Origin of the sequence: Aeromonas sp. R7-1, from assembly GCF_040908115.1 — a bacterium.
GTDB lineage: Bacteria > Pseudomonadota > Gammaproteobacteria > Enterobacterales > Aeromonadaceae > Aeromonas > Aeromonas caviae.
The window spans coordinates 37,605-57,500 of sequence record NZ_JBFODD010000055.1 but is presented as its reverse complement, the minus strand read 5'-3'; the positions used below and the strand labels follow the sequence as shown (position 1 = coordinate 57,500).

At 61.3% G+C, this 19,896-nt stretch carries 15 protein-coding genes and 4 tRNA genes; 5 read left to right on the top strand and 14 right to left on the bottom strand.

What is annotated here, in order from left to right; genetic code table 11:
* Window positions 1-33: 33 nt before the first annotated feature.
* From kdpA to AB5Y51_RS16255, 6 genes are all read right to left on the bottom strand, one after another.
* Entirely contained in the window at window positions 34-1,716 is a 1,683-nt protein-coding gene (gene kdpA, locus AB5Y51_RS16280) for a potassium-transporting ATPase subunit KdpA (protein ID WP_069784379.1), read from the bottom strand.
* 349 nt (window positions 1,717-2,065) lie between these two features.
* On the bottom strand, window positions 2,066-3,415 hold the full coding sequence (gene gorA / locus AB5Y51_RS16275) for a glutathione-disulfide reductase (RefSeq protein WP_368178742.1): 1,350 nt from the start codon (window positions 3,413-3,415) through the stop codon (window positions 2,066-2,068).
* Window positions 3,416-3,491: 76 nt separating this feature from the next.
* Complete coding sequence (locus tag AB5Y51_RS16270; protein WP_010672308.1) at window positions 3,492-5,450, bottom strand: ATP-binding protein; 1,959 nt, start codon at window positions 5,448-5,450, stop codon at window positions 3,492-3,494.
* A 120-nt stretch (window positions 5,451-5,570) separates the two neighbouring features.
* Window positions 5,571-8,651, bottom strand: a complete 3,081-nt coding sequence (locus tag AB5Y51_RS16265; RefSeq protein WP_039040660.1) for a multidrug efflux RND transporter permease subunit — start codon at window positions 8,649-8,651, stop codon at window positions 5,571-5,573.
* 15 nt (window positions 8,652-8,666) lie between these two features.
* Window positions 8,667-9,773, bottom strand: a complete 1,107-nt coding sequence (locus AB5Y51_RS16260) for an efflux RND transporter periplasmic adaptor subunit (protein WP_039040661.1) — start codon at window positions 9,771-9,773, stop codon at window positions 8,667-8,669.
* Complete coding sequence (locus AB5Y51_RS16255) at window positions 9,770-10,360, bottom strand: TetR/AcrR family transcriptional regulator (protein ID WP_042016162.1); 591 nt, start codon at window positions 10,358-10,360, stop codon at window positions 9,770-9,772. Before AB5Y51_RS16255 ends, AB5Y51_RS16260 begins: the two co-directional genes overlap by 4 nt.
* A 263-nt stretch (window positions 10,361-10,623) precedes the next feature.
* On the opposite strand from AB5Y51_RS16255, the gene AB5Y51_RS16250 reads away from it, so the two are divergent.
* The 5 genes from AB5Y51_RS16250 to AB5Y51_RS16230 all read left to right on the top strand — a co-directional run bounded on the left by AB5Y51_RS16250 (window position 10,624) and on the right by AB5Y51_RS16230 (window position 11,758).
* Window positions 10,624-10,700, top strand: a tRNA-Arg gene (locus tag AB5Y51_RS16250).
* A gap of 50 nt (window positions 10,701-10,750) precedes the next feature.
* Window positions 10,751-10,826 (top strand) — tRNA-His (locus tag AB5Y51_RS16245).
* A 20-nt stretch (window positions 10,827-10,846) separates the two neighbouring features.
* Window positions 10,847-10,932: transfer RNA gene (locus AB5Y51_RS16240), tRNA-Leu, on the top strand.
* Window positions 10,933-10,991: 59 nt separating this feature from the next.
* Window positions 10,992-11,068, top strand: a tRNA-Pro gene (locus AB5Y51_RS16235).
* A gap of 171 nt (window positions 11,069-11,239) precedes the next feature.
* Window positions 11,240-11,758 carry an RICIN domain-containing protein gene (locus AB5Y51_RS16230; protein ID WP_041214197.1) on the top strand — a complete coding sequence of 173 codons (519 nt, stop codon included), beginning with the start codon at window positions 11,240-11,242 and terminating at the stop codon, window positions 11,756-11,758.
* Window positions 11,759-11,828: 70 nt separating this feature from the next.
* On the opposite strand, the gene AB5Y51_RS16225 is transcribed toward AB5Y51_RS16230, so the two are convergent.
* The 8 genes from AB5Y51_RS16225 to AB5Y51_RS16190 all read right to left on the bottom strand — a co-directional run bounded on the left by AB5Y51_RS16225 (window position 11,829) and on the right by AB5Y51_RS16190 (window position 19,868).
* Window positions 11,829-12,632 (bottom strand): Cof-type HAD-IIB family hydrolase, encoded by an 804-nt coding sequence (locus AB5Y51_RS16225; RefSeq protein ID WP_041215797.1) that lies wholly within the window; start codon window positions 12,630-12,632, stop codon window positions 11,829-11,831.
* Between the two features lie 103 nt (window positions 12,633-12,735).
* A complete protein-coding gene (locus AB5Y51_RS16220; protein ID WP_368178741.1) occupies window positions 12,736-13,776 on the bottom strand; it encodes an alpha/beta fold hydrolase in 1,041 nt (346 codons plus the stop codon).
* Window positions 13,773-14,438: a CatB-related O-acetyltransferase gene (locus AB5Y51_RS16215; RefSeq protein WP_103261049.1), complete on the bottom strand. Its 666-nt coding sequence runs from the start codon at window positions 14,436-14,438 to the stop codon at window positions 13,773-13,775. The genes AB5Y51_RS16220 and AB5Y51_RS16215 overlap by 4 nt, the downstream gene beginning before the upstream one ends.
* Entirely contained in the window at window positions 14,438-15,169 is a 732-nt protein-coding gene (gene trmH, locus AB5Y51_RS16210; RefSeq protein ID WP_319862713.1) for a tRNA (guanosine(18)-2'-O)-methyltransferase TrmH, read from the bottom strand. The genes AB5Y51_RS16215 and trmH overlap by 1 nt, the downstream gene beginning before the upstream one ends.
* A gap of 107 nt (window positions 15,170-15,276) precedes the next feature.
* Window positions 15,277-17,394, bottom strand: coding sequence for a bifunctional GTP diphosphokinase/guanosine-3',5'-bis pyrophosphate 3'-pyrophosphohydrolase (gene spoT / locus AB5Y51_RS16205; protein ID WP_039040667.1), 2,118 nt, complete (start codon window positions 17,392-17,394; stop codon window positions 15,277-15,279).
* Between the two features lie 135 nt (window positions 17,395-17,529).
* Window positions 17,530-17,805 carry a DNA-directed RNA polymerase subunit omega gene (rpoZ, locus tag AB5Y51_RS16200; protein WP_005307060.1) on the bottom strand — a complete coding sequence of 92 codons (276 nt, stop codon included), beginning with the start codon at window positions 17,803-17,805 and terminating at the stop codon, window positions 17,530-17,532.
* A gap of 79 nt (window positions 17,806-17,884) precedes the next feature.
* Window positions 17,885-18,511: a guanylate kinase gene (gene gmk / locus AB5Y51_RS16195; RefSeq protein WP_041212085.1), complete on the bottom strand. Its 627-nt coding sequence runs from the start codon at window positions 18,509-18,511 to the stop codon at window positions 17,885-17,887.
* A 256-nt stretch (window positions 18,512-18,767) separates the two neighbouring features.
* Entirely contained in the window at window positions 18,768-19,868 is a 1,101-nt protein-coding gene (locus AB5Y51_RS16190) for a glycosyltransferase family 9 protein (protein ID WP_368178740.1), read from the bottom strand.
* Between the last annotated feature and the right edge of the window lie 28 nt (window positions 19,869-19,896).

Below are 19,896 nucleotides of genomic sequence, written 5' to 3'. Positions count from 1 at the left end.
AGTTGGTCACGCAGATCAGTCGGAGGTGCAGCATCAGAAGGCTCCTCCCAGCAGGCTCAGGTGTTCCGCCACCGGGCCCAGCGCCAGCACCGGCAGGAAGGAGAGACCCCCCATCAGCAGCACGGTGACGATCAGCAGAGTGATGAAGAGCGGGCCGCTGACGGGGAAGTCCCCCTCGCTTCGCTCCTGACGCGGGGCACGGGCCAGCTGGCCGGCGATGGCCAGCACCGGAATGATGTAGCCGAAGCGGCCGAGCAGCATGGCCAGCCCGATGGCGATGCACTGCCAGCTGTCGGCGGCGGCAAAGCCGGCGAAGGCGGAGCCGTTGTTGCCGGCGGCCGAGGCGTAGGCATAGATCAGTCGTGACAGGCCATGGGGGCCATCGTGACCGATGACGGTGGCGGAGTTCGGCATCAGCAGGGTAATGCCGCCGATCACCAATACCCCGACCGGCATCACCAGCATGCTGGCGACCACCCACTTCATCTCGGTGATGCCGAGCCGTTTGCCCAGATAGGTGGGGGTGCGCCCCACCATCAGGCCGCACAGGAACACGGTCAGCAGCACGAACAGCATCATGCCGTAGATGCCGGCACCGACGCCGCCGAACACCACTTCACCCAGCAGCATGTTGATCATGCCGACCATGCCGCCGAGGGGGGTGAAGCTGTCGTGCATGGCGTTGACTGAGCCGTTGGAGGCGGCGGTGGTGGCCACTTCCCAGATGCTGGACAGCACGGGGCCGAAGCGACTCTCCTTGCCTTCCCAGTTGCCGGCTTCGCTGGTGAGGTGGGCGAGGGCGGGATCCGGCTTCAGCTCCTGGCCGATGGCGAGGCAGAGCCCCAGCACCAGCATGATGGTCATGGCGATGAGGATGGCGCGGCTGTGGGCCAGATCCTTCACGTAACGACCCAGGGTGCAGACCATAGCGGCGGCCAGGGTCAGCAGGGCGACCATTTCCAGCCAGTTGGAGAGGGCGGTCGGGTTCTCGAACGGATGGGCCGAGTTGATGCCGAAGAAGCCGCCGCCGTTGGAGCCGAGCTGCTTGATGGCGATCTGGGAGGCGGCCGGGCCGAGCGGCAGCAGCTGCTCCTGACCTTCCAGGGCGTGGAACGGCAGGTAGGCCGACAGGCTCTGGGGCACCCCCTGCCATACCAGCAGCAGCGCCAGGATCAGCGCCATCGGCAGCAGCACGTAGAGGCAGAAGCGCACCAGATCCTGCCAGAAGTTGCCAAGGTGGGTGGTCTGCTGGCGGGCGATGCCGCGAAACAGGGCGATGGCGACCGCGGCGCCTGTGGCGGCGGAGACGAAGTTCTGGGTGGTGAGCCCCACCATCTGGCTGAAGTAGGAGAGGCTGGCTTCGCCGGAGTAGGCCTGCCAGTTGGTGTTGGTCATGAAGCTGACCGCGGTGTTGAAGGCGAGTTGCCAGTTCAGCCCGGGCAGTTGCTGCGGGTTGAGGGGCAGCAGCCCCTGCGCCATCAGGATCAGGAACAGCAGGCCGAAACCGGCGCCGTTGAAAGCCAGCAGGCTGAGGGCGTAGGACTTCCAGTCCTGCTCGCGCCCGTCCGTGCCGCAGCAGGCCAGGGTGGCGCGCTCAAGCGGGGCCAGCCAGCGACTCTTGCCTTCAAACACCCGATACAGGTAGTTGCCAAGCAGAGGCGCCGGCAGCAGCACCAGCAGCACGAACGCGACGGGATAGATGATCTCTTGCCACATATCCGGTTCCTCACTCATGAGTGCGCGCGAGGGCGCGCAGCAGATAGCCCGCGAGGGCGAGGACCAGCAGCAGATATAGCCAATTCATAACGACTCCGTTGAGGTAATTAGCGTCAGGGATCGATGCATATCCGTGTCGATCCCATGGGTCTCATTGACGCTCAAAGGGTATGTAAAACGGGCGTAAAGGCGCCATAAAGCCCAATTTGGCTGGCGTAAAATCGGCGTAAAGAAGGCAGGTTTTGTTGGCTGGTGGACAGGCAAGGCACAAAAAACCCAGCCTGAGCCGGGTTTTGGTAGCAAGTGGTGGAAGCTGACCCGATGGTGATGAGGTCAGCTTCAACCCCGCTTATCGCATGGTCACAAACTCTTCCGCGCTGGTCGGATGGATGGCAACGCAGTTGTCGAAGTCCGCCTTGGTGGCGCCCATCTTCATGGCGACGCCGAAGCCTTGCAGGATCTCGTCCATGGCGAAGCCGATTCCATGCAGGCCGACCACCTTCTCTTCCGGCCCGACGCAGACCAGTTTCATCCGGGTGGGCTGGCGATGCTGGGTCAGTGCCGAATACATGGCGGTGAACTGGCTGCGGTAGACCTTCACCTGATCTTCACCGTATTCGGCGAGGGCTTCCGGCTCGGTCAGGCCGATGGTGCCGATGGGCGGGTGGCTGAACACCACGGTCGGCACCAGATCGTAGTTGAGGTGCTCGCCCGGCTTGTTGTTGAACAGCCGCTCCGAGAGGCGGCGGCCTGCCGCGACAGCCACCGGGGTGAGCTGGATGCGGCCGGTGTTGTCACCGACGGCATAGAGGTTGGCGACGGCGGTGTTCTGGAACTTGTCGGTGGGGATGAAGCCCTTCTCGTCCAGGGTGATGCCGGTGGCAGCCAGATTGAGGTTGTCGGTGGCGGGCACGCGACCGATGGCCCAGATGAGGCAGTCCACGGTGAGGTGGCGACCATCTTCCAGTTGCAGGGTCAGGCTGTCGTCGGCGTTCTTGATGACGGCCTTGGGAATGGCGTGGGTGTGCAGCTTGGGCCCTTCCTGCGCCATGATCTCCACCAGGGTCTCGTGGATCATGGGGTCGAAGTTGCGCAGCGGCGCATGCTTGCGCACCACCAGATGGGTCTCGGAGCCAAGTGCCTGCATCACGCCTGCGATCTCCACGGCGATATAGCCGGCACCTACCACGGCAACCCGTTTGGGCTGGCTTTGCAGGTCGAAAAAGCCGTCGGAGTCGATACCCAGTTCGGCGCCCGGAATGGTCGGGACCTCGGGGCGGCCGCCGGTGGCAATCAGGATGTGATCGGCGCTGTAGTGCTCGCCGTTCACCTCGACGGTATGGCTGTCGACGAAGCGGGCGAAGCCCTTGATGACAGTGATCTGGTTCTTGCCCAGCACGTTCTGGTAGGACTGGTGAATGCGCCCGATATAGGCCTGACGGGATTCGACCAGCTTGGCCCAGCTGAAGTGGTTGAGCGTGGTGTCGAAGCCGTAGTCGGCGCCATATTTCAGGGCATCGGCGATCTGGCCTGCATACCACATGGCCTTCTTCGGTACGCAGCCGACGTTGACGCAGGTGCCACCCAGCTCTTTGGCTTCGATCAGGGCGACTTTCTTGCCGTACATGGCTGCCCGGTTGGCCGAGGCGATGCCGCCGCTGCCGCCACCGATGGCGATGTAGTCAAAATGCTGTGCCATTGCGAGGTTCTCCGCTCGTTAAGAATGCAGTCACAGCATGATGGGGACAAAGCGGCCGGCCCACAAGAGCCGGTGCTCAGTTCTGCTGGATGGGCAGGCGAATGTGGAACTGGGCGCCCTGGCCCGGTTCGCTGGCGCAGTGGATGCGGCCGCGCAGCAGCTGGACCACCAGGTTGTAGATGATATGGGTGCCGAGCCCGCTGCCACCCTGGCCCCGCTTGGAGGTGACGAAGGGATCGAAGATGCGCGGCAGTATCTCCGGGGGGATGCCGCGGCCGTTGTCACTGTAGTCGATGACCAGCTCGTCTCCCTGCTGCGCCACCTGGATGGTGATCTTTCTAGGCCTGTCCCAGCCATCGAAACCGTGATGGATGGAGTTGAGGATCAGGTTGGAATAGATCTGGGTGAAGCTGCCCGGGAAGGAGTAGATGCTCAGCTTGGGATCGCACTGGATGTCCACCTCGCACTGGGCCTTCTTGAGCTTGTAACCGAGGGAGACCACCACCTGATGCAGGTTGTCGGCGAGGCTGAAGTTGTATCGGGCCTCGGAGGACTGATCCACTGCCACCTGCTTGAAGCTGGCGATGAGCTCTGAGGCGCGTCTCAGGTTGCCTTGCAGCAGTTGCATCGACTCGTCGAGATTCTGGGTGAATTCGTTGAGGTAGGTGCGGGAGAGCTGCTTGGCCTCGATATGCTGCTTGAAGTCGGCCACCCGCTCCTGCAGGTAGGAGGAGGCGGTGACGCTGATGCCGATGGGGGTGTTGATCTCGTGGGCCACGCCGGCAACAAGGGAACCGAGGGAGGCCATCTTTTCCGACTCCACCAGGGTCTGCTGGGCCTGCTTGAGATCGTCATAGGCCTTGCCCAGCTGGTCGTTGGCATCGCTCAGGCTGCGGGTGCGTTCAGCCACCTTGCCTTCCAGCTGCTCGTTGAACAGGGTGATCTCCCGCTCGACCTTTTTGAGGGGGGTGATGTCATAGCCAAAGCCAATCAGGTACTTGAGGTTAGGCCCCTCGTAGAAGGGAGCGAAGGTCCACTGCAGTACCAGCTCGTTGCCCTGCTGGTCGTGCATGGTGATCTCCCTGTCCTCCAGAGCGCCCTGATCGGCCAGGGTGGCGGCCAGCTCGTCACGCTGCTCCTTGCTGACGAAGAGATCCAGCCAGTTGTGCTGCAACAGCTCCTGGTGGTGATAGCCGGTGAGCAGGATGGCCGCCGGGTTGATGCTGGCGATGTTGAGATCCGGCTCCATGCAGCAGATGACCATGTTGGCGGAGTTGATCAGGGTGGCGGAGAAGTCCCGCTCCTGCTGGAGCTGATCGGCGGCCTGATGGCGGGCCGTGAACTCGTCGTTCAGCCGGGTGCGCATCTGGTTGAGGGTGGCGGCCAGGGTATCGAATTCATCAGGGGACTTGCGGGGCAGGGGGCGACCTTCCAGGGTCAGCTCCACCGCGAGGCGATCCAGGCTCAGTTTCTGGGCATAGCTGACGATGCGGTTGATATGACGGATCACCAGATAGTAGATGATGACCAGGATGCAGAACGAGACGACCAGGGTCTTGATGGTCTGGCTGACCAGGATCAGCACGGATTTCTCGATGAGGCGCTGGTAGACCTGCTCCAGGGAGGCGGCGACGAACAGCTTGCCGACCACTTCCCCCTGATAGCTCAGGGTGAACTCGCGGGAGATGTCGTATTGGGGCTGCTCCACCCCCTGGGTGAGCAGGGGCACTTCCGAATTGCCCAGCATCTCCTTGACCATGACGAACTGCATGTTGGGCAGGTTCATGATGCCCTCGATCTGCACCTTCACCTGCTCTTCATCCAGATTCCAGAGACTGGCCGAGATGGGTTGCAGGAAGGAGGCCTCGATCTGGCCGATGCTGGCCTCGATGACGGTCACATCCTTGTTGTAGTCCCAGGCGAGCTGAAGCACGGTGATGAGCAGTGCCAGCACCGTACTGCAGATCAGAATGTAGGAAAGCAGACGATAAGAGAGTCCGTTAAGGCCGACGGCCTTGGAGAAGATTCCTGACATGGCGTCCTTGCGGTCTGGATTGAGTGCGGTTTAGTTTAACTGCTTCATGGACTTATGTCGTGTGTCATCCAATGGATAAAAATAAGGCCCCTTTCGGGGCCTTTTTTGTGTGGGCTGGGATCAGTGACCACCCTTGGCTTTTGCCGGGATGGATTCGTCGAATTCCGGCAGCGGCTTGTGTTCGGATGCCAGGAAGGTGTAGATGACCGGCAGCACGAACAGGGTGAACAGGGTGCCGATGGCCAGACCCGCCACGATGACGATGCCGATGCTGAAGCGCTGTGCCGCCCCCGCACCCGAGGCATAGAGCAGCGGGATGAGGCCTGCGATCATCGCCGCCGTGGTCATCAGGATGGGGCGCAGACGGACCTTGGCAGCCTGCATTACGGCTTGCATTCGGTTCAGACCATGGAGCAGCTGCTCCTCCTTCGCCACCTCGCAGATCAGAATACCGTGCTTGGTAATCAGACCGACGAGGGTGATGAGACCGACCTGGGAGTAGATGTTCATGGTGGCCATGCCCCACGCCAGGGCGATCAGCGCGCCACTGATGGCCAGCGGCACCGACACCATGATGACCAGCGGGTCACGCACGGATTCGAACTGGATCGCCAGCACCAGGAAGATGATGGCCAGGGCCAGGGCGAAGGTGGCGTAGAGCGCATTCCCTTCGGTCACGAACTGGCGGGCTTCCCCCATGAAGTCGTAACGATAGCCTTGGGGCAGCTTCTCTTCCGCGGTCGCCTTGAACCAGTTGATCGCATCCCCCATGGCCACGCCCGGTGCCGGCACGGCGCCGATGGTGGCGGAGTTCAGCTGGTTGAAGTGGGGCAGGGCACGGGGCTCTCCCTTCACTTCAATCTTGATCAGGCTGCCCAGCGGGATCGACTTGCCGTCGGCGGCACGCACGTAGTAGCCCTTGATGGACTCGGGGTTGAGACGGAACTTGCGCTCCACCTGCGGGATCACCTCGTAGGAGCGGCCATCCAGGTCGATACGGTTGACGTAACCGTCCGCCATCATGGTGCCCATGGTGATGCCGATGTCCTGCATGGTGATGCCGTAGGCACCCGCCTTGTCCTTGTCGATGCTGATCTTCATGGTGGCCGAGTCGTAGTTCAGATCGAGATCCGAATAGACGAACTGGCCGTTGGCCTGGGTTGCCGCCAGCATCTCACCCGCGATCAGGAACAGGCTCTCGAAGCTGTTCGGGGTGGTGATGACGAACTGGATGGGCAGACCGCTCGAGGCCCCCGGCAGTTCCGGGAACTGGAAGGTGGTGATGGCCATCCCGGGGATGTCCTTCACCAGACCGGCAACCCGATCCAGCACCTCTTTCTGGCTCGCTTCACGCTGGCTCCAGGGCACCATGGAGGCGATACCGAACGCCTGATTGGAGTTGAACACCCCTGAGAAGACCTGGGAGTAAGCGATCTCCGGCTGGTCGTCCAGGACTTTGTTCACGTCCGCCATGGTGTTTTCGATGTAGTCCAGGTTGGCGTTGGAAGGTGCCGTCCCCAGCACCGCCATGACGCCTTTGTCCTCGGACGGGGCCAGCTCGCTCGGAATGAACTTGAACAGCAGCGGCAGGCTGGCGAACACGATGACGGCAAACAGGATGACCACGATGCGCTTTTGCATCACCGCATGGAGCATGGCGTCGTAGCGGGCCGTCATCCGGTCCAGCAGATCGTGCACGGTACGCTCGAACTTGCCGGGCTCCTCGTTGGCCCTGAGCATCTTGGCGCACATCATGGGCGACAGGGTCAGGGCGATGATGCCCGAGACGAACACGGCGCCCGCCAGGGTCAGCGCGAACTCCTTGAACAGGGAGCCGGTGATGCCCCCCATCAGGGCGATGGGCGCATACACCGCCGCCAGGGTGACCGTCATGGCGATGACGGGCACGGCGATCTCCCGGGTACCTATGATGGCGGCCCGGAACGGCTCTTCCCCTTCCTTGATGTGACGGTCGACGTTCTCCAGCACCACGATGGCGTCATCCACCACCAGACCGATGGCCAGCACCATCGCCAGCAGGGTCATGAGGTTTATGGAGAAGCCGAACATGTCCATCATCATCACCACGCCGATGAGGCTCAGGGGAATGGTGATGATGGGGATGATGACCGCCCGGAACGAACCGAGGAACAGGGTGATCACCACCAGTACGATGGCGGCCGCCTCCAGTATGGTCTTGATGACCTCGTGGATGGATTCGTTGATGGCGATGGTGGAGTCATACAGGACGTTCACCTGCATGGTGCTCGGCATGTTGCGCTTCAGGCTCGGCAGCAGCTCCAGCACATCGTGGGCGATGTTGATGGGGTTGGCTGTCGGGGCTGCGTTGATGGCCAGAACTACGGCCTCGCGGCCGTTGGCGCTGGCGCGATAGATGTCGTGGCTCTTCTCCAGGGAGACCTTGGCGATGTCGGAGAGACGGATCACCTTGCTGTCGCGGGTGGCGACCACCAGACGCTTGAGCTCTTCGATGTTGCCGACCTGGGTCTCGGCGTTGCCGTTGAACAGGGTGAAATAGCCGGTGGCCTGGCCGGTCGCGGACTGATAGTTGTTGCTGTTGAGCACCGTCATCACGTCGCTTGAGGTCAGGTCAAAGGCGGCCATCTTGGCCGGATCCAGCCACACCCGCAGGGCGAATTCGACCCCGCCATACAGATCCACCTTGGAGACCCCGCCCACGGTAAACAGCTGGGGCTTGATGACCCGCTCCAGGTAGTCGGTGATCTGGCTGGAGTTGAGCTCCGGGCTGGTGAAGCCCATGTAGAGCACCGCCGTGGTGGAGCCGGTGGAGGAGGTGACCGAAGGGTCTTCCGCCTCTTTGGGCAACTGGGAACGCACCGAGTTGACCTTGGCCAGGATGTCGGACAGTGCGGCGTTCGGATCGGTGTTGAGCTTCATGTACGCCGTCACCGTGGAACTGCCCAGCTGGCTCGAGGAGGTCATGAAGTCGATGTTGTCGGCCTGGGCGACCGCCTGCTCCAGGGGCTGGGTGATGAAGCCCTGGATCAGGTCCGCACTGGCGCCATAGTAGCTGGTGTTGACCGTGATGACGGTGTTGATCACCTCGGGGTATTCACGCACCTGCATCTTGAAGATGGCCTGGAAGCCCAGCAGGGCTATCAGGAAGCTGAGCGAGATCGCCAGCACAGGCCGTTTTATGAATATGTCAGTAAATCGCATCGCAGCTCTCCGCGCTTACAGCATCGGGGTTTGTGCCGGAACGGCAAGGGCATCGTTCTCGACCACGTGCACCTTGGTATCGTTGCTCAGGCGAACCTGACCCGACAGCACGATTTGATCGCCAGCCTTGATGCCGGACAGCACATGGACATCGTTGCCGCGACGCTCACCTGCCTTGACCACCACCTGCTTGGCGCGTTTCACGCCGTCAGCCTCGTGAATGACGTAGACGTTCTCGCCATAGAGGGTGAAGGAGATGGCGGACTGCGGGATCACGATCTGGTCTTTCACCGTGGGCAGTATGATGCTGGCGCGGGCGAACATGCCGGAACGGAGCTGGCCGTCGTTGTTCGGAATGTCTGCCTGCACCTGGATCAGGCCGCTCTGATAGTTGACCGCGGGCTCGATGGCCGTGATCTGGCCGTCAAACTGGGTCTGGGGATAGGCATCCACGTTGATTTTGATGGTCTGTCCCAGGGTGATTTTGGAGATGTCGGTCTGGGGCACGGTGAAGCGCAGGCGCATCACGCTGGTGTCTTCGAGGCGCACAATCTGGGTACCCGGTTCCAGATACTGGCCGAGGAAGACGTTGCGCAGGCCCACGGCGCCGCTGAAGGGGGCTCGCACCTCACGACGGGCGATGGTGGCCTTCAGACTGTCGATGTCCGCCTCCAGGGAGCGGTAGCTTGCCTCGGCATCATCCAGCTGGTCCCGGGAGATGGAGTTCTTCTGATAGAGGTTCTTGTAGCGCTCGAACTTGGCCCTGGCTGCCGGCAGCCTGGCCTGGGAGGAGTTCAGATTGGCTTTTTCCACACTGGAGTCCAGGCTCAGCAGCAGTTGATCCGCTTTGACATGTGCCCCCGATTCGAACCGGATGCTGTCGATGGTGCCTGACAGCTCGCTGGAGAGGGTGACCCCCTGGTTCGGCTCGATGAAGCCGATGGCTTCAATGGTGGGGACCCAGTCCTGCGCCTTGGTGACCATGGCGGTGACCGGGAACTCGGGCTCGGGCCGATTGGCCATGAACTCTGCAATCTTCTTCTGCTTGAACATATTGAAGCCGATGACACTGCCAAACAGGGCGAGTGCTATCAGCAACATGATGGCCATCCACTTTTTCATGAACAGGCTCCTGTGATGGAAACATTAGGGTTTAAAATGGCATTCCAGCTGGCCCGGATGACCGTCTCCAGCTGTTCCTGCGTCAATTCGAAATCGTGAACCCGGCGCTGCTGTGCCAGGTTGGCCACGCAATCCAGACTCAATGCTTGCAACACCAGAATGGGGAGATCGATGAAGAGTCCCTGTTGGCGTCCTTGCTCAAAGAAGCGCTCAAGTGGCGCCCACGTCGCCATTATGACCGGATCCCGCTCCAATTCAGCCCCCAATGGAGAACTTTCGTACTGCAATTTGCACTTGAGTGCATTGGGGTAGCTGGTGAAGATGGCATCGATGTTGAGCCAGAGGCGCCGATACTGCTCATAGGACACCTCTTCTATCTGCACACCTTCCATGACCAGGGGATGAAACTTGAGGATAGTGTGCTGATAGAGCTGGCGGATCAGGTCATCCTTGTCGCTGAAATAGCGATAGATGGTGCCTGCCGCCACCTTGGCTTTCTTGGCGACCACGGCAATGGAAAGGCCGTAGAAGCCCTGCTCGCCGAGGATCTCGTGAGCTGCTTCGAAAATGCGTTCTTTCTTATCCATGGTTATCAGAGGTCAACGACTGAATGAACGTTCATTCATTCTAGGTGGGCGCAAAGGCAAGTCAAGCATTGCCCATCATCTTTGACCCTATGGGGTGAGGGATTCAAAAAGTAGTGGGGAATTGCTGGATCCAGCCTGAACAAAACAAAAATAGTTGAAAAGGGTCGGAAGTGATTGAAAAACAGGCACTTGATTCTTTGTGTCAAAAAAAGAGTAGACAAGGTCGGCATCATCATCAATAATGCGCCCCGTTCGACAGCGTAGCGCCCGTAGCTCAGCTGGATAGAGCGCTGCCCTCCGGAGGCAGAGGTCACAGGTTCGAATCCTGTCGGGCGCACCATCAAAAGTGCGCCGGTTAAACGGGCGTGTTGAAGAACGAAAACAGCTGTGGTGGCTGTAGCTCAGTTGGTAGAGTCCCGGATTGTGATTCCGGTTGTCGTGGGTTCGAGCCCCATCAGCCACCCCATTTTACAGCTTGTCAGGTACGCGAAGGTGGCGGAATTGGTAGACGCGCTAGCTTCAGGTGTTAGTGCCCCCCGGGTGTGAGGGTTCGAGTCCCTCTCTTCGCACCATACTTGCTGTATGACGAGGATGACCAGATGGTCATCTTTGTGTTTTTGGAATACCCCCTCGGTGATTAGCGCAGCCCGGTAGCGCATCTGGTTTGGGACCAGAGGGTCAAAGGTTCGAATCCTTTATCACCGACCACATTTGAAAACCCCGCTCAGGCGGGGTTTTTGCTTTTTGGCGTTTCTCTTCCGCTTTTTCCTGTCACGTCTTTTTACACTTCTTCAGGCGCCTGTTCGCCACGAGTTCGCTATGCTGGGGCCCGGAGCCGCGAGACAGGGGACGCTCGGGCACGGACCAGATACAAGGCCTATGCATCACCATATCACTTCTCTTCAACTCTCCGTGCTGGCCATGGCCGCACTGCTGCTGGGTGGCTGCGCCCTGCAGCCAAAACCGGAAGATCTTCTGATGGGCGCCGCCCCCAAGCCAAAGGCCGAACTCGAGGCCACCTTGGTGACCAGTGGTGGCTTCTGCGTGACCCTGAGCGAGCAGGGCCGTCTGCTGACTCAGCCCTGCGATCAGCAATCGAACCAGTCATTCAGCTGGGATGTCGGTGCCCTGCAACTGGCCGGGGATTGCCTGGTCGCCAAAGGGGAGGATGGTCTGGGGATGGAGGCGTGCCGGGAGGAGAGCCATCAATGGCTGTGGCAGGGGGATCGTCTGTTCAATCGGCAGGTGTCACTGTGCCTGGATGTGGCGGGTCGCCGTCACAAGCCGGCCGTCCCCCTGCGCCTCGCCGAATGCTATGGCGGCGCCAACCAGAGCTTTGAGTGGACGCCATCCGGCACGCTGTTGAACCGTCTGGTGCGCCCAGCTCTGGCGTGGTGACAAGAGAGCGAGAAACAAAAAGGGTGGCCACATGGGCCACCCTTTTTCGATCCGCGATGGGGATGCCTTATCAGCGGGTCTGGGAGGCGAACAGTTTCTCCAGATAGACAGCAACGCCATCTTCATCGGAAGTGAGGGTCTGTTCGTGCTCTGGCAGGGCCTGTTTGAGGCGATCGTGGGCGTTGCCCATGACCACGCCACGGCCCACCATGCTCAGCATCTCGAAGTCGTTCATGCCATCGCCAAAGGCCACGGCCTGGGACATCTCCAGCCCGTGCTGCTCCAGCACGGCGCGCACGGCATTGCCCTTGTGCACGCCGGCGTGCATCACCTCGAGGCAGTCAGGCAGGGAGAACGTGACGTTGATCCGATCACCATATTTCTGGTTGAGGTGCGCCTCTATCTTCAGCAGCTTGTCGTGGTCGCCGATGTAGAACACTTTGTTGACCCTGTCCTTCGGGTGGTTGGCCAGATCCGCCAGGCGGTAGCTGAAGCCGGAGTCGTGATGGAACTGCAGCAACCAGGGCAGCTCTTCTTCCACCAGCCACTCGTCGCCGTAGTAGACGTTGATGTGGATGGACGGGTCGCGTTCCATGGCGATCAGCTCGGCCGCCACCGTGCTCGGCAGCGCCTGGTTGTAGACCAGCTGATCCTGCTTGTCGTGTACCACGGCGCCGTTGGAGGTAATGAGGTAGATATCCAGCCCCAGTGCATCGCGTATGCTGCGCACATCCACATGGTGACGGCCGGTGGCGACCACGAATTTGACGCCCTGATCGACCAGACGGTGCAGGGTATCCCGGGTGCGGGAGGAGATCTGGTGCTGCCCGTTGAGCAGGGTACCATCGAGATCGGACACAACTACCTTGAACATCATTACCTCGACTTCAATTGAACGCCGGGGGAGTGTACCCCAGCGTCTGCCGTCACCCCATTTATTTAGGGATCCAAAAAATAACCAGCCCCTTCTGGTCGCGTCAGTAGCGCGCAAAGAAGGCCAGGGTTGCATTGAGCGCGACCTGACGCTGGGGATCCGCCTCGATGAAGAGCTCGTGCCAGGCCCCGTCGATGCGCAGCGGCTTGCCCCCTTCACATTGGGCCTTGGCGCAGAAGGCCTCCTGGGCGGCGTTGTCCACCACGCTGTCCTCGCCGGCCTGCAGCAGCAGCAGCGGCGTCTTGATGGCGCCGGCGTCGGCTACGGCCGCGTCCGATCCTGTGATGGCCTGATGGATCCAGTGGGCGGTGGCGCCCCCCAGCCTGACCTGGGGATGCTGTTCGTAGATCTGGCGGAAGGCCTGATAACGCGCCGTGCTGTGGGTCAGCTCGTTGTCGGCAAAGCCGTGATCCTCATAGGGTCCCTGACCCGGGCCGTAGGGGGGCTCGCCCACCCAGCCGCCGACCGTGCCGATGGTGGCCGCCAACCCCTTGGCCAGCCACTTGGGCAGGCCACCGAGGTTGATGCCCATCATGGGGGAGGAGAGCACCGCCGCCTGGATGTCGTTCGGCCAGCGTTCCAGATAGCGGGCCGAGATGGCCCCCCCCATGGAGTGGGCCAGCAGGAACAGCTTGGCAGGCTTGTCCGGTACAATCACTTCGTCATGAAACTGTTTGAGATCGGCGACATAGTCGTCGAACTGGTCGACATACCCCTTCTCTTTGTCGGCCAGCATGCGGTCTGACATTCCCTGGCCGCGATGATCGATGAGGTAGAGGCTGTAACCCTGGCGCCAGAGATCCCAGGCCAGCTCCTGATACTTGAGGTAGCTCTCGACCCGGCCGTTGACGATGAGGATGGCGCGATCGATCTTGGGTTGGCGCAGGGCGGCATAGCGGAGGGTGACCCCGTCCTTGCCCTTGAACTCCCCCTCGACGGCATGCTGGCGCCAGAAGTCGGGCAGGGTCTGCTGATAGAGGGCGGGGACGTCGGCTTCAGTGGTTAGCTGGTAAGGATTGCTCACGGCAAGGGCTCCGGCAGAAAACAGGGTCAGGGCCAGCAGGGAAAGGGAGGCAGGTTTCATCGGGCAAGCTCCTCGCGCCAGTGGTGGTAGAGCGCAGTGATATCATTCGAGCAGAGCAGGGGCATGGCGGCTTGCAGGCGGGGCAGCGGCCAGTCCCACCACTGCATGGCTTGCAGCATGGCGACCTGCTCCTCGTCAAAACGGGGGCGGATCGGCCTGGCCGGGTTGCCGCCCACTATCGTGTAGGGGGCCACATCCCGGGTGACCACGGCCCGGGTGGCGATGACGGCGCCATCGCCGATGGTGATGCCGGGCATGATCATGGCTTCCGAGCCGATCCAGACATCGTTGCCGATCCGGGTGTCTCCCTTGCGCAGAAAACCGTCCTGCACGCCGTCACCGAAGCGGGCAGCATCGAAGGGGAAGGTGGAAGCCCAGTCCATCCGGTGACCCTGGTTGCCCGCCAGCATGAAGGTGGCGCCGGAGGCGATGGAGCAGAACTTGCCGATGATCAGGCGGTCAACTTCCTTTCCCCACTGGCCACTGTCCCAGGACTCCCGCGTCGAGCCATCGCCGAGCAGGTAGCGCACGCAATGATCCTCGAACGGCTTGCCGTGGTAGTAACCGGAGTAATAGCTGTACTCCCCGGCCTCGATATTGGGGTTGGTCAGATGATCCCGTATGACCTGGGATTCTAGCCAGCTGCCGAACGGATTTTCCATCACTGATCCTGCCATTCATCTTCTTCCTGTTGTGCGGCCCATCCTTTGCGCGTCAGCTGCATCTGCTGCCACCAGCGTTCGTCCGCCAGGATCTCGCCGGCCGGACCGAGCTGGGGGTAGGGCATCTCTTTCTCCTTGCAGAGCTGGGCATAGACGGGATAGCCCCCCTCGAACAAGATGGTGTTCTGCTCTTCCAGGCTGAGTGGACAGCCGCGCTGATAACAGCCGGCCAGTTCGCGCTGGCGCTGGGCCTCGTAGAGGATGGCGGCGGCGGCCACCGAGACATTGAGGGACTGCACCATACCTACCATGGGGATGACGATATGGTGATCGGCCAGGGCCAGCGCCTCTTCGCCGATGCCGTGCTTCTCCTGGCCCACCAGGATGGCGGTGGGTCTGGTGTAGTCGATGGCACGAAAGTCCACGGAGCTGTCGGAGAGGTGGGTCGCCAGGATCTGCATGCCGGAAGCTTTGAGTTCGGCCACCGCACTGCCGATGTCCGGGTGCAGCTTCACGTCCACCCAGTTCTGGCTGCCGCGGGCGGTGCCCTTGCGCTTGTGGATCCAGCTTTTGGGCCAGACCGCGTGCACCCGGTGGATGCCGATGGCATCGGCGGTGCGCACGATGGCGGCCAGGTTGTGAGGTTTATGAACCTCTTCCATGCAGACGGTCAGGTCGAGCTGGCGCTGGGCCAGCATGTCGGAAATGCGTTTGAAGCGTTCAGGAGTCATGTCGGTTTCTATGTCGTGAGGCCGGTGCATGCAACAAGGCTGGTGGCCTGCGGCATGGGGCCCTGGGTATCTCTTGAAAAGCAGCAGGCGGCTTGCGCCGCCTGTGTTCAGTTTTTCTGTCGGCTCACCCTGAGCACGTTGGGCATGACCCGGATCTTGCGCATGATGTTGGCGAGGTGGATCCGGCTCTTGGTGGTGATGAGCAGGGTGACCACATAGACCCGGCCATCTTTCTCCTCAGTGCTGATGGCGTGGATGTTGGCGCCGGTGGCGGCAATCACGTTGGCCAGCTCCGCCAGGGCGCCCTGGTGATTGACGATCTCGATGCTGATGCCGGTGCGGAATTCCTGCTCCTGCTCCTTGTCCACCTCCCACTGCACCGGCAGGTATTTGTCCGGTTCGCGGCTATAGCCCTTGATGTTGCGGCAGGACTCCTGGTGGATCACCAGTCCTTTGCCCGGGCTGATGTGGGCGATGATGGCATCCCCTGGGATGGGGCGGCAGCAGTTGGCGAAGGTGACCAGCATGCCGTCGGCCCCCTTGATCGGCATCTTTTTGCTGGTGGATTTGGGTTGCTCTTCCGGCGGCAGCTCATCCCCGAGCATGCGGCGTGCCACCATGACGCTCATGGCGTTGCCAAGGCCCACGTCGGCCAGCAGCCCCTGCAGGTTCTCGTGTTTGGTGTCGGCCAGCACCTGCTTGACGCGGGCTTCCGGGATGTCTTCGATGTTCTTGGCGCCGAGGGCATGGTTGAGCAGGCGGCGGCCCAGCACCACGGACTCCTCGGTGCGCAGATTCTTGAGGAACTGACGTATCTTGGAGCGCGCCTTGGTGGTCACCACGAAGTTGAGCCAGGCCGCGTTCGGGCGGGCGCCGGGGGCCGTGATGATCTCCACCGTCTGACCGGAGTGCAGCGGGCTGCTCAGCGGATAGGGGTGGCGGTCGACCCGGGAACCGACGCAGGCATGACCGATGTCTGTGTGCACCGTGTAGGCGAAGTCCACCGGGGTGGCGCCGGCGGGCAGCTCCATGATGCGGCCCTCCGGTGTGAAGACGTAGATCTCGTCGGGGAAGAGGTCGGTCTTGACCCCCTCGATGAACTCGAAGGAGCTGCCGGCGCTCTGTTGCAGCTCCAGCAGGCTCTGCATCCAGCGCTGGGCGCGGATCTGGGCCGTGGTGCCCGAGCTGTCCCCATCCTGCTTGTAGGCCCAGTGGGCGGCGACGCCCTTGTCGGCCATCTGGTCCATGAACTCGGTGCGGATCTGCACCTCCACCGGTACCCCGTGGGGGCCCACCAGGGAGGTGTGCAGGGACTGGTAGCCGTTGGTCTTGGGGATGGCAATGTAGTCCTTGAAGCGACCGGGGCGCGGCTTGTAGAGGCTGTGCATCTGCCCAAGCACCCGGTAGCAGGTGTCTATGTCTTTCACTCTCACTCTGAAAGCATAGATATCCATCACTTCGTGGAATTGCAGTTCTTTCTTCTCCATCTTGTTGTAGATGGAGAACAGGTTCTTCTCGCGTCCGCTCACCTGGGCATCGATACCGGCTTCCCGCAGACGCCCCTCAATCTCGCTCTGGATGGAGTCGATGATCTCGCGCCGGTTGCCACGGGCGCGGCGCACCGATTCCCGCAGTACCCGGGAGCGCATGGGGTAGAGCGCCTCGAAACCGAGCTCTTCCAGCTCGTTCTTCATGGTGTGAATACCGAGGCGGTTGGCGATGGGGGCGAAAATCTCGAGGGTTTCCCGGGCGATGCGGCGGCGCTTGTCCGGTCGCAAGGAGCCGAGGGTACGCATGTTGTGAGTGCGGTCGGCCAGCTTGATCAGGATGACCCGGATGTCCTGGGTCATGGCCATCATCATCTTGCGGAAGTTCTCGACCTGGGCTTCCTTGCGATCGCGGAACTTCAGCTTGTCGAGCTTGGAGACACCGGAGACCAGCTCGGCGACGGCGTTGCCAAACTGCTCGGCAAGATCGTCCTTGGTGACAGGGGTATCTTCGATGACGTCGTGCAGCACGGCAGCCATCAGAGTCTCATGATCGAGGCGCATGTCGCCCAGGATGCGGGCCACGGCAACGGGATGAGTGATGTAGGGTTCACCACTGGAACGCATCTGTCCCTGGTGAGCATCACGGGCTACCACATAGGCTTGCCTGAGCTTCTCAACCTGCTCGGGTGGCAGGTAGGAACTGGCTATTTCTTTAAGATTTTCAAATAAATACAAGACAGTCCCCGCAGCGGTTAAACGGCAATCCGTGAAATTGAGGGTATGCCCTCGAGTTTGCGAGGTTTTCGAGCGGTTGTAAATGGGGAGAACAGCCGGCACCCGGGCGGGCGCCGACTATGGGAAGCGACTGACTTAGCCGCGACCTTCTGCGATGGCAGCAACGGCAGCCAGCTCGGCGGCTTCCTGCTCTTGCTGCTCATAGCGGTCCTGAGTATCCATCACCTGGTTGTTGACCAGACCCAGTTCGATCTCGCGCAGGGCGATCACGGTCGGCTTGTCGTTCTCTTCGTCGACCAGGGGATCCTTGCCTTGTACCGCGATTTGACGAGCGCGGCGCGCGGCGACCAGCACCAGGTCAAAACGGTTACCTACCTGTTTTACAGCATCTTCTACAGTAACGCGGGCCATGCGGGACTCCAGTGTTTGGGCTTTCTGTGATTGAAAAAGCGGTGTTTAAAAATGACGCAAAAGTTTACTTGTTTTTGGCTTACTCTGCCAGTAGCTGTTTCAGCAAGTTTTGCTGGGCCTGCTGTTGCTGACGCATTTCCAGGCGCTGGCACTCGATGACGGCCCTGAGCTGGAACAGTGCCAGCTCAAAGTCTTCATTGATGATGACATAGTCATACTCGTCATAGTGCACCATTTCGGCAATGGCTTTCTCCATCCGGCCCTTGATCACCTCGGCGCTGTCCTGGCCGCGGCCGATCAGGCGGCGCTCCAGCTCCTCGCGGCTGGGAGGCAGGATGAAGATGGACTTGGTCGGCATCAGTTCGCGGATCTGGCGGGCACCCTGCCAGTCGATGTCGAGGAAGACGTCGATGCCCTGTGCCAGACAGGCCTCGATGGCGGCGCGGGAAGTGCCGTAGTAGTTGCCGAAGACTTCTGCCCACTCGAGAAAGTCACCGCGCTCGATCAGCGCCTTGAACTCTTCCACCTTGACGAAGTGGTAGTGCACCCCGTGCTCTTCACCGGGACGGGTGGCGCGGGTGGTATGGGAGACCGACAGCTGCATCTTGCCGGCGGCGTTGTGCTGGGTCAGCAAGGCATTGAGCAGACTGGACTTACCGGCCCCGCTCGGGGAAGAGATGATGTAGAGAGTGCCTTGTTGCGCCATGTCTGTACCTTTAAGCGATGATCCGCGCTTTGGTTGTAGCAGAGGCCGCCGTCTTGTGCCCGATAAGGGAGACGGTTGCTCGCAATGCGCGGAGGAATCAGAGTCAGGAGGATGTAAAGGCGGCGAATGTTAGCAGATGGGGGCGGATAAAAAAACGGCCGGAATCATATTCCAGCCGATCAAAATATCCGTAGCTTGCTGTGCGGGCGTTACCCGCATAGAGGGCCATTCTGCCCACGGAGCCGGGGCCGGGCCATCAGATTATCCCTGCGCCAGGGCTCGGAATTTCCGAGTTGCCCTGGGTCGGTAGAAGATGCTTGTCGGTACAGAGGCGGTCGAAGGCGGCGATGACCCGCTCGCGGCTTATCTTGGCCATGGCGTCCGGATCCTTGAGGCGGGTGCGCCAGCCGAGCTCGGCCAGCGGCTTGCCGGTCTCCTGCTCAATCAGTTCCTGATAGACGCTGACCAGATAATCCCGGCACAGATAGGGGCCGGTACGCTCCGGGTTGTGGTGGGCGTAGAGGCCGATCACGGGTGTTCCCACCAGGGTGGCCATGTGGGCAGGGCCGGTATCCGGGGCCAGCACCAGGCTCGCCTCGCCAATCAGCGCCAGCAATTGCTTGAGGCTGGTCTGCCCCACCAAATCTGCCGGCTTGCTCTGGCTGAGGCGCTGGATCTCGGCGGCGAGATCCCGCTCCAGCCTGGTCGGTCCGCCGCACAGATAGACCTGAAAGCCCTTGTCTGCGGCGTGATCCGCCAGCGCGGCGTAGCCGGCGGCAGTCCAATTCTTGAATGCCTTGCTGGCAGCGGCGCAGATGAGCAGGGTCGGCTGGCCGCCAATTATCTCCTTCGCCCAGGCCTGGTGCTCGGCGCTGATGGGCAGTTGCCAGTCCGGGGTCAGATCCTTTATCCCGAGCTCTTTGGCGAAGGCGAGAAAGCCGTCCAGCACGTGGGGGGAGGTGGGTGAGGGGACCCGATGGTTGGTGAACAGCCACTGACCGTCGCTGGCGCGCTCCCGATCAAACCCGAGTTTGACCTTGGCCTTGATGCCGAGGGTGGCGATGCTGGCGCGCATGGCGGCCTGCAGGTGGAGCAGGGCATCGAACCTGCGCCCCTTGAGGGTCTGCCAGAGATCGCGATAGCCGCGCCACCCCTTGCTCTTGTCGAAGGGAACGACCTCGACCCCCGGCAGATCGGCGAACAGGGTCGCCTCAATCTTGCCGGTGATCCAGGTGATGCGGGTCTGGGGCCACTCCCGCTGGATGACGCGCACCAGCGCCAGCGCGTGGCAGCAATCTCCGATGGCGGAGAGCCGCAGGATGCAGATGGAGGAGGGCGGCGTTTGGAACAGCGGCATGATGTGGCGCAACGATGGCAAAATGGAT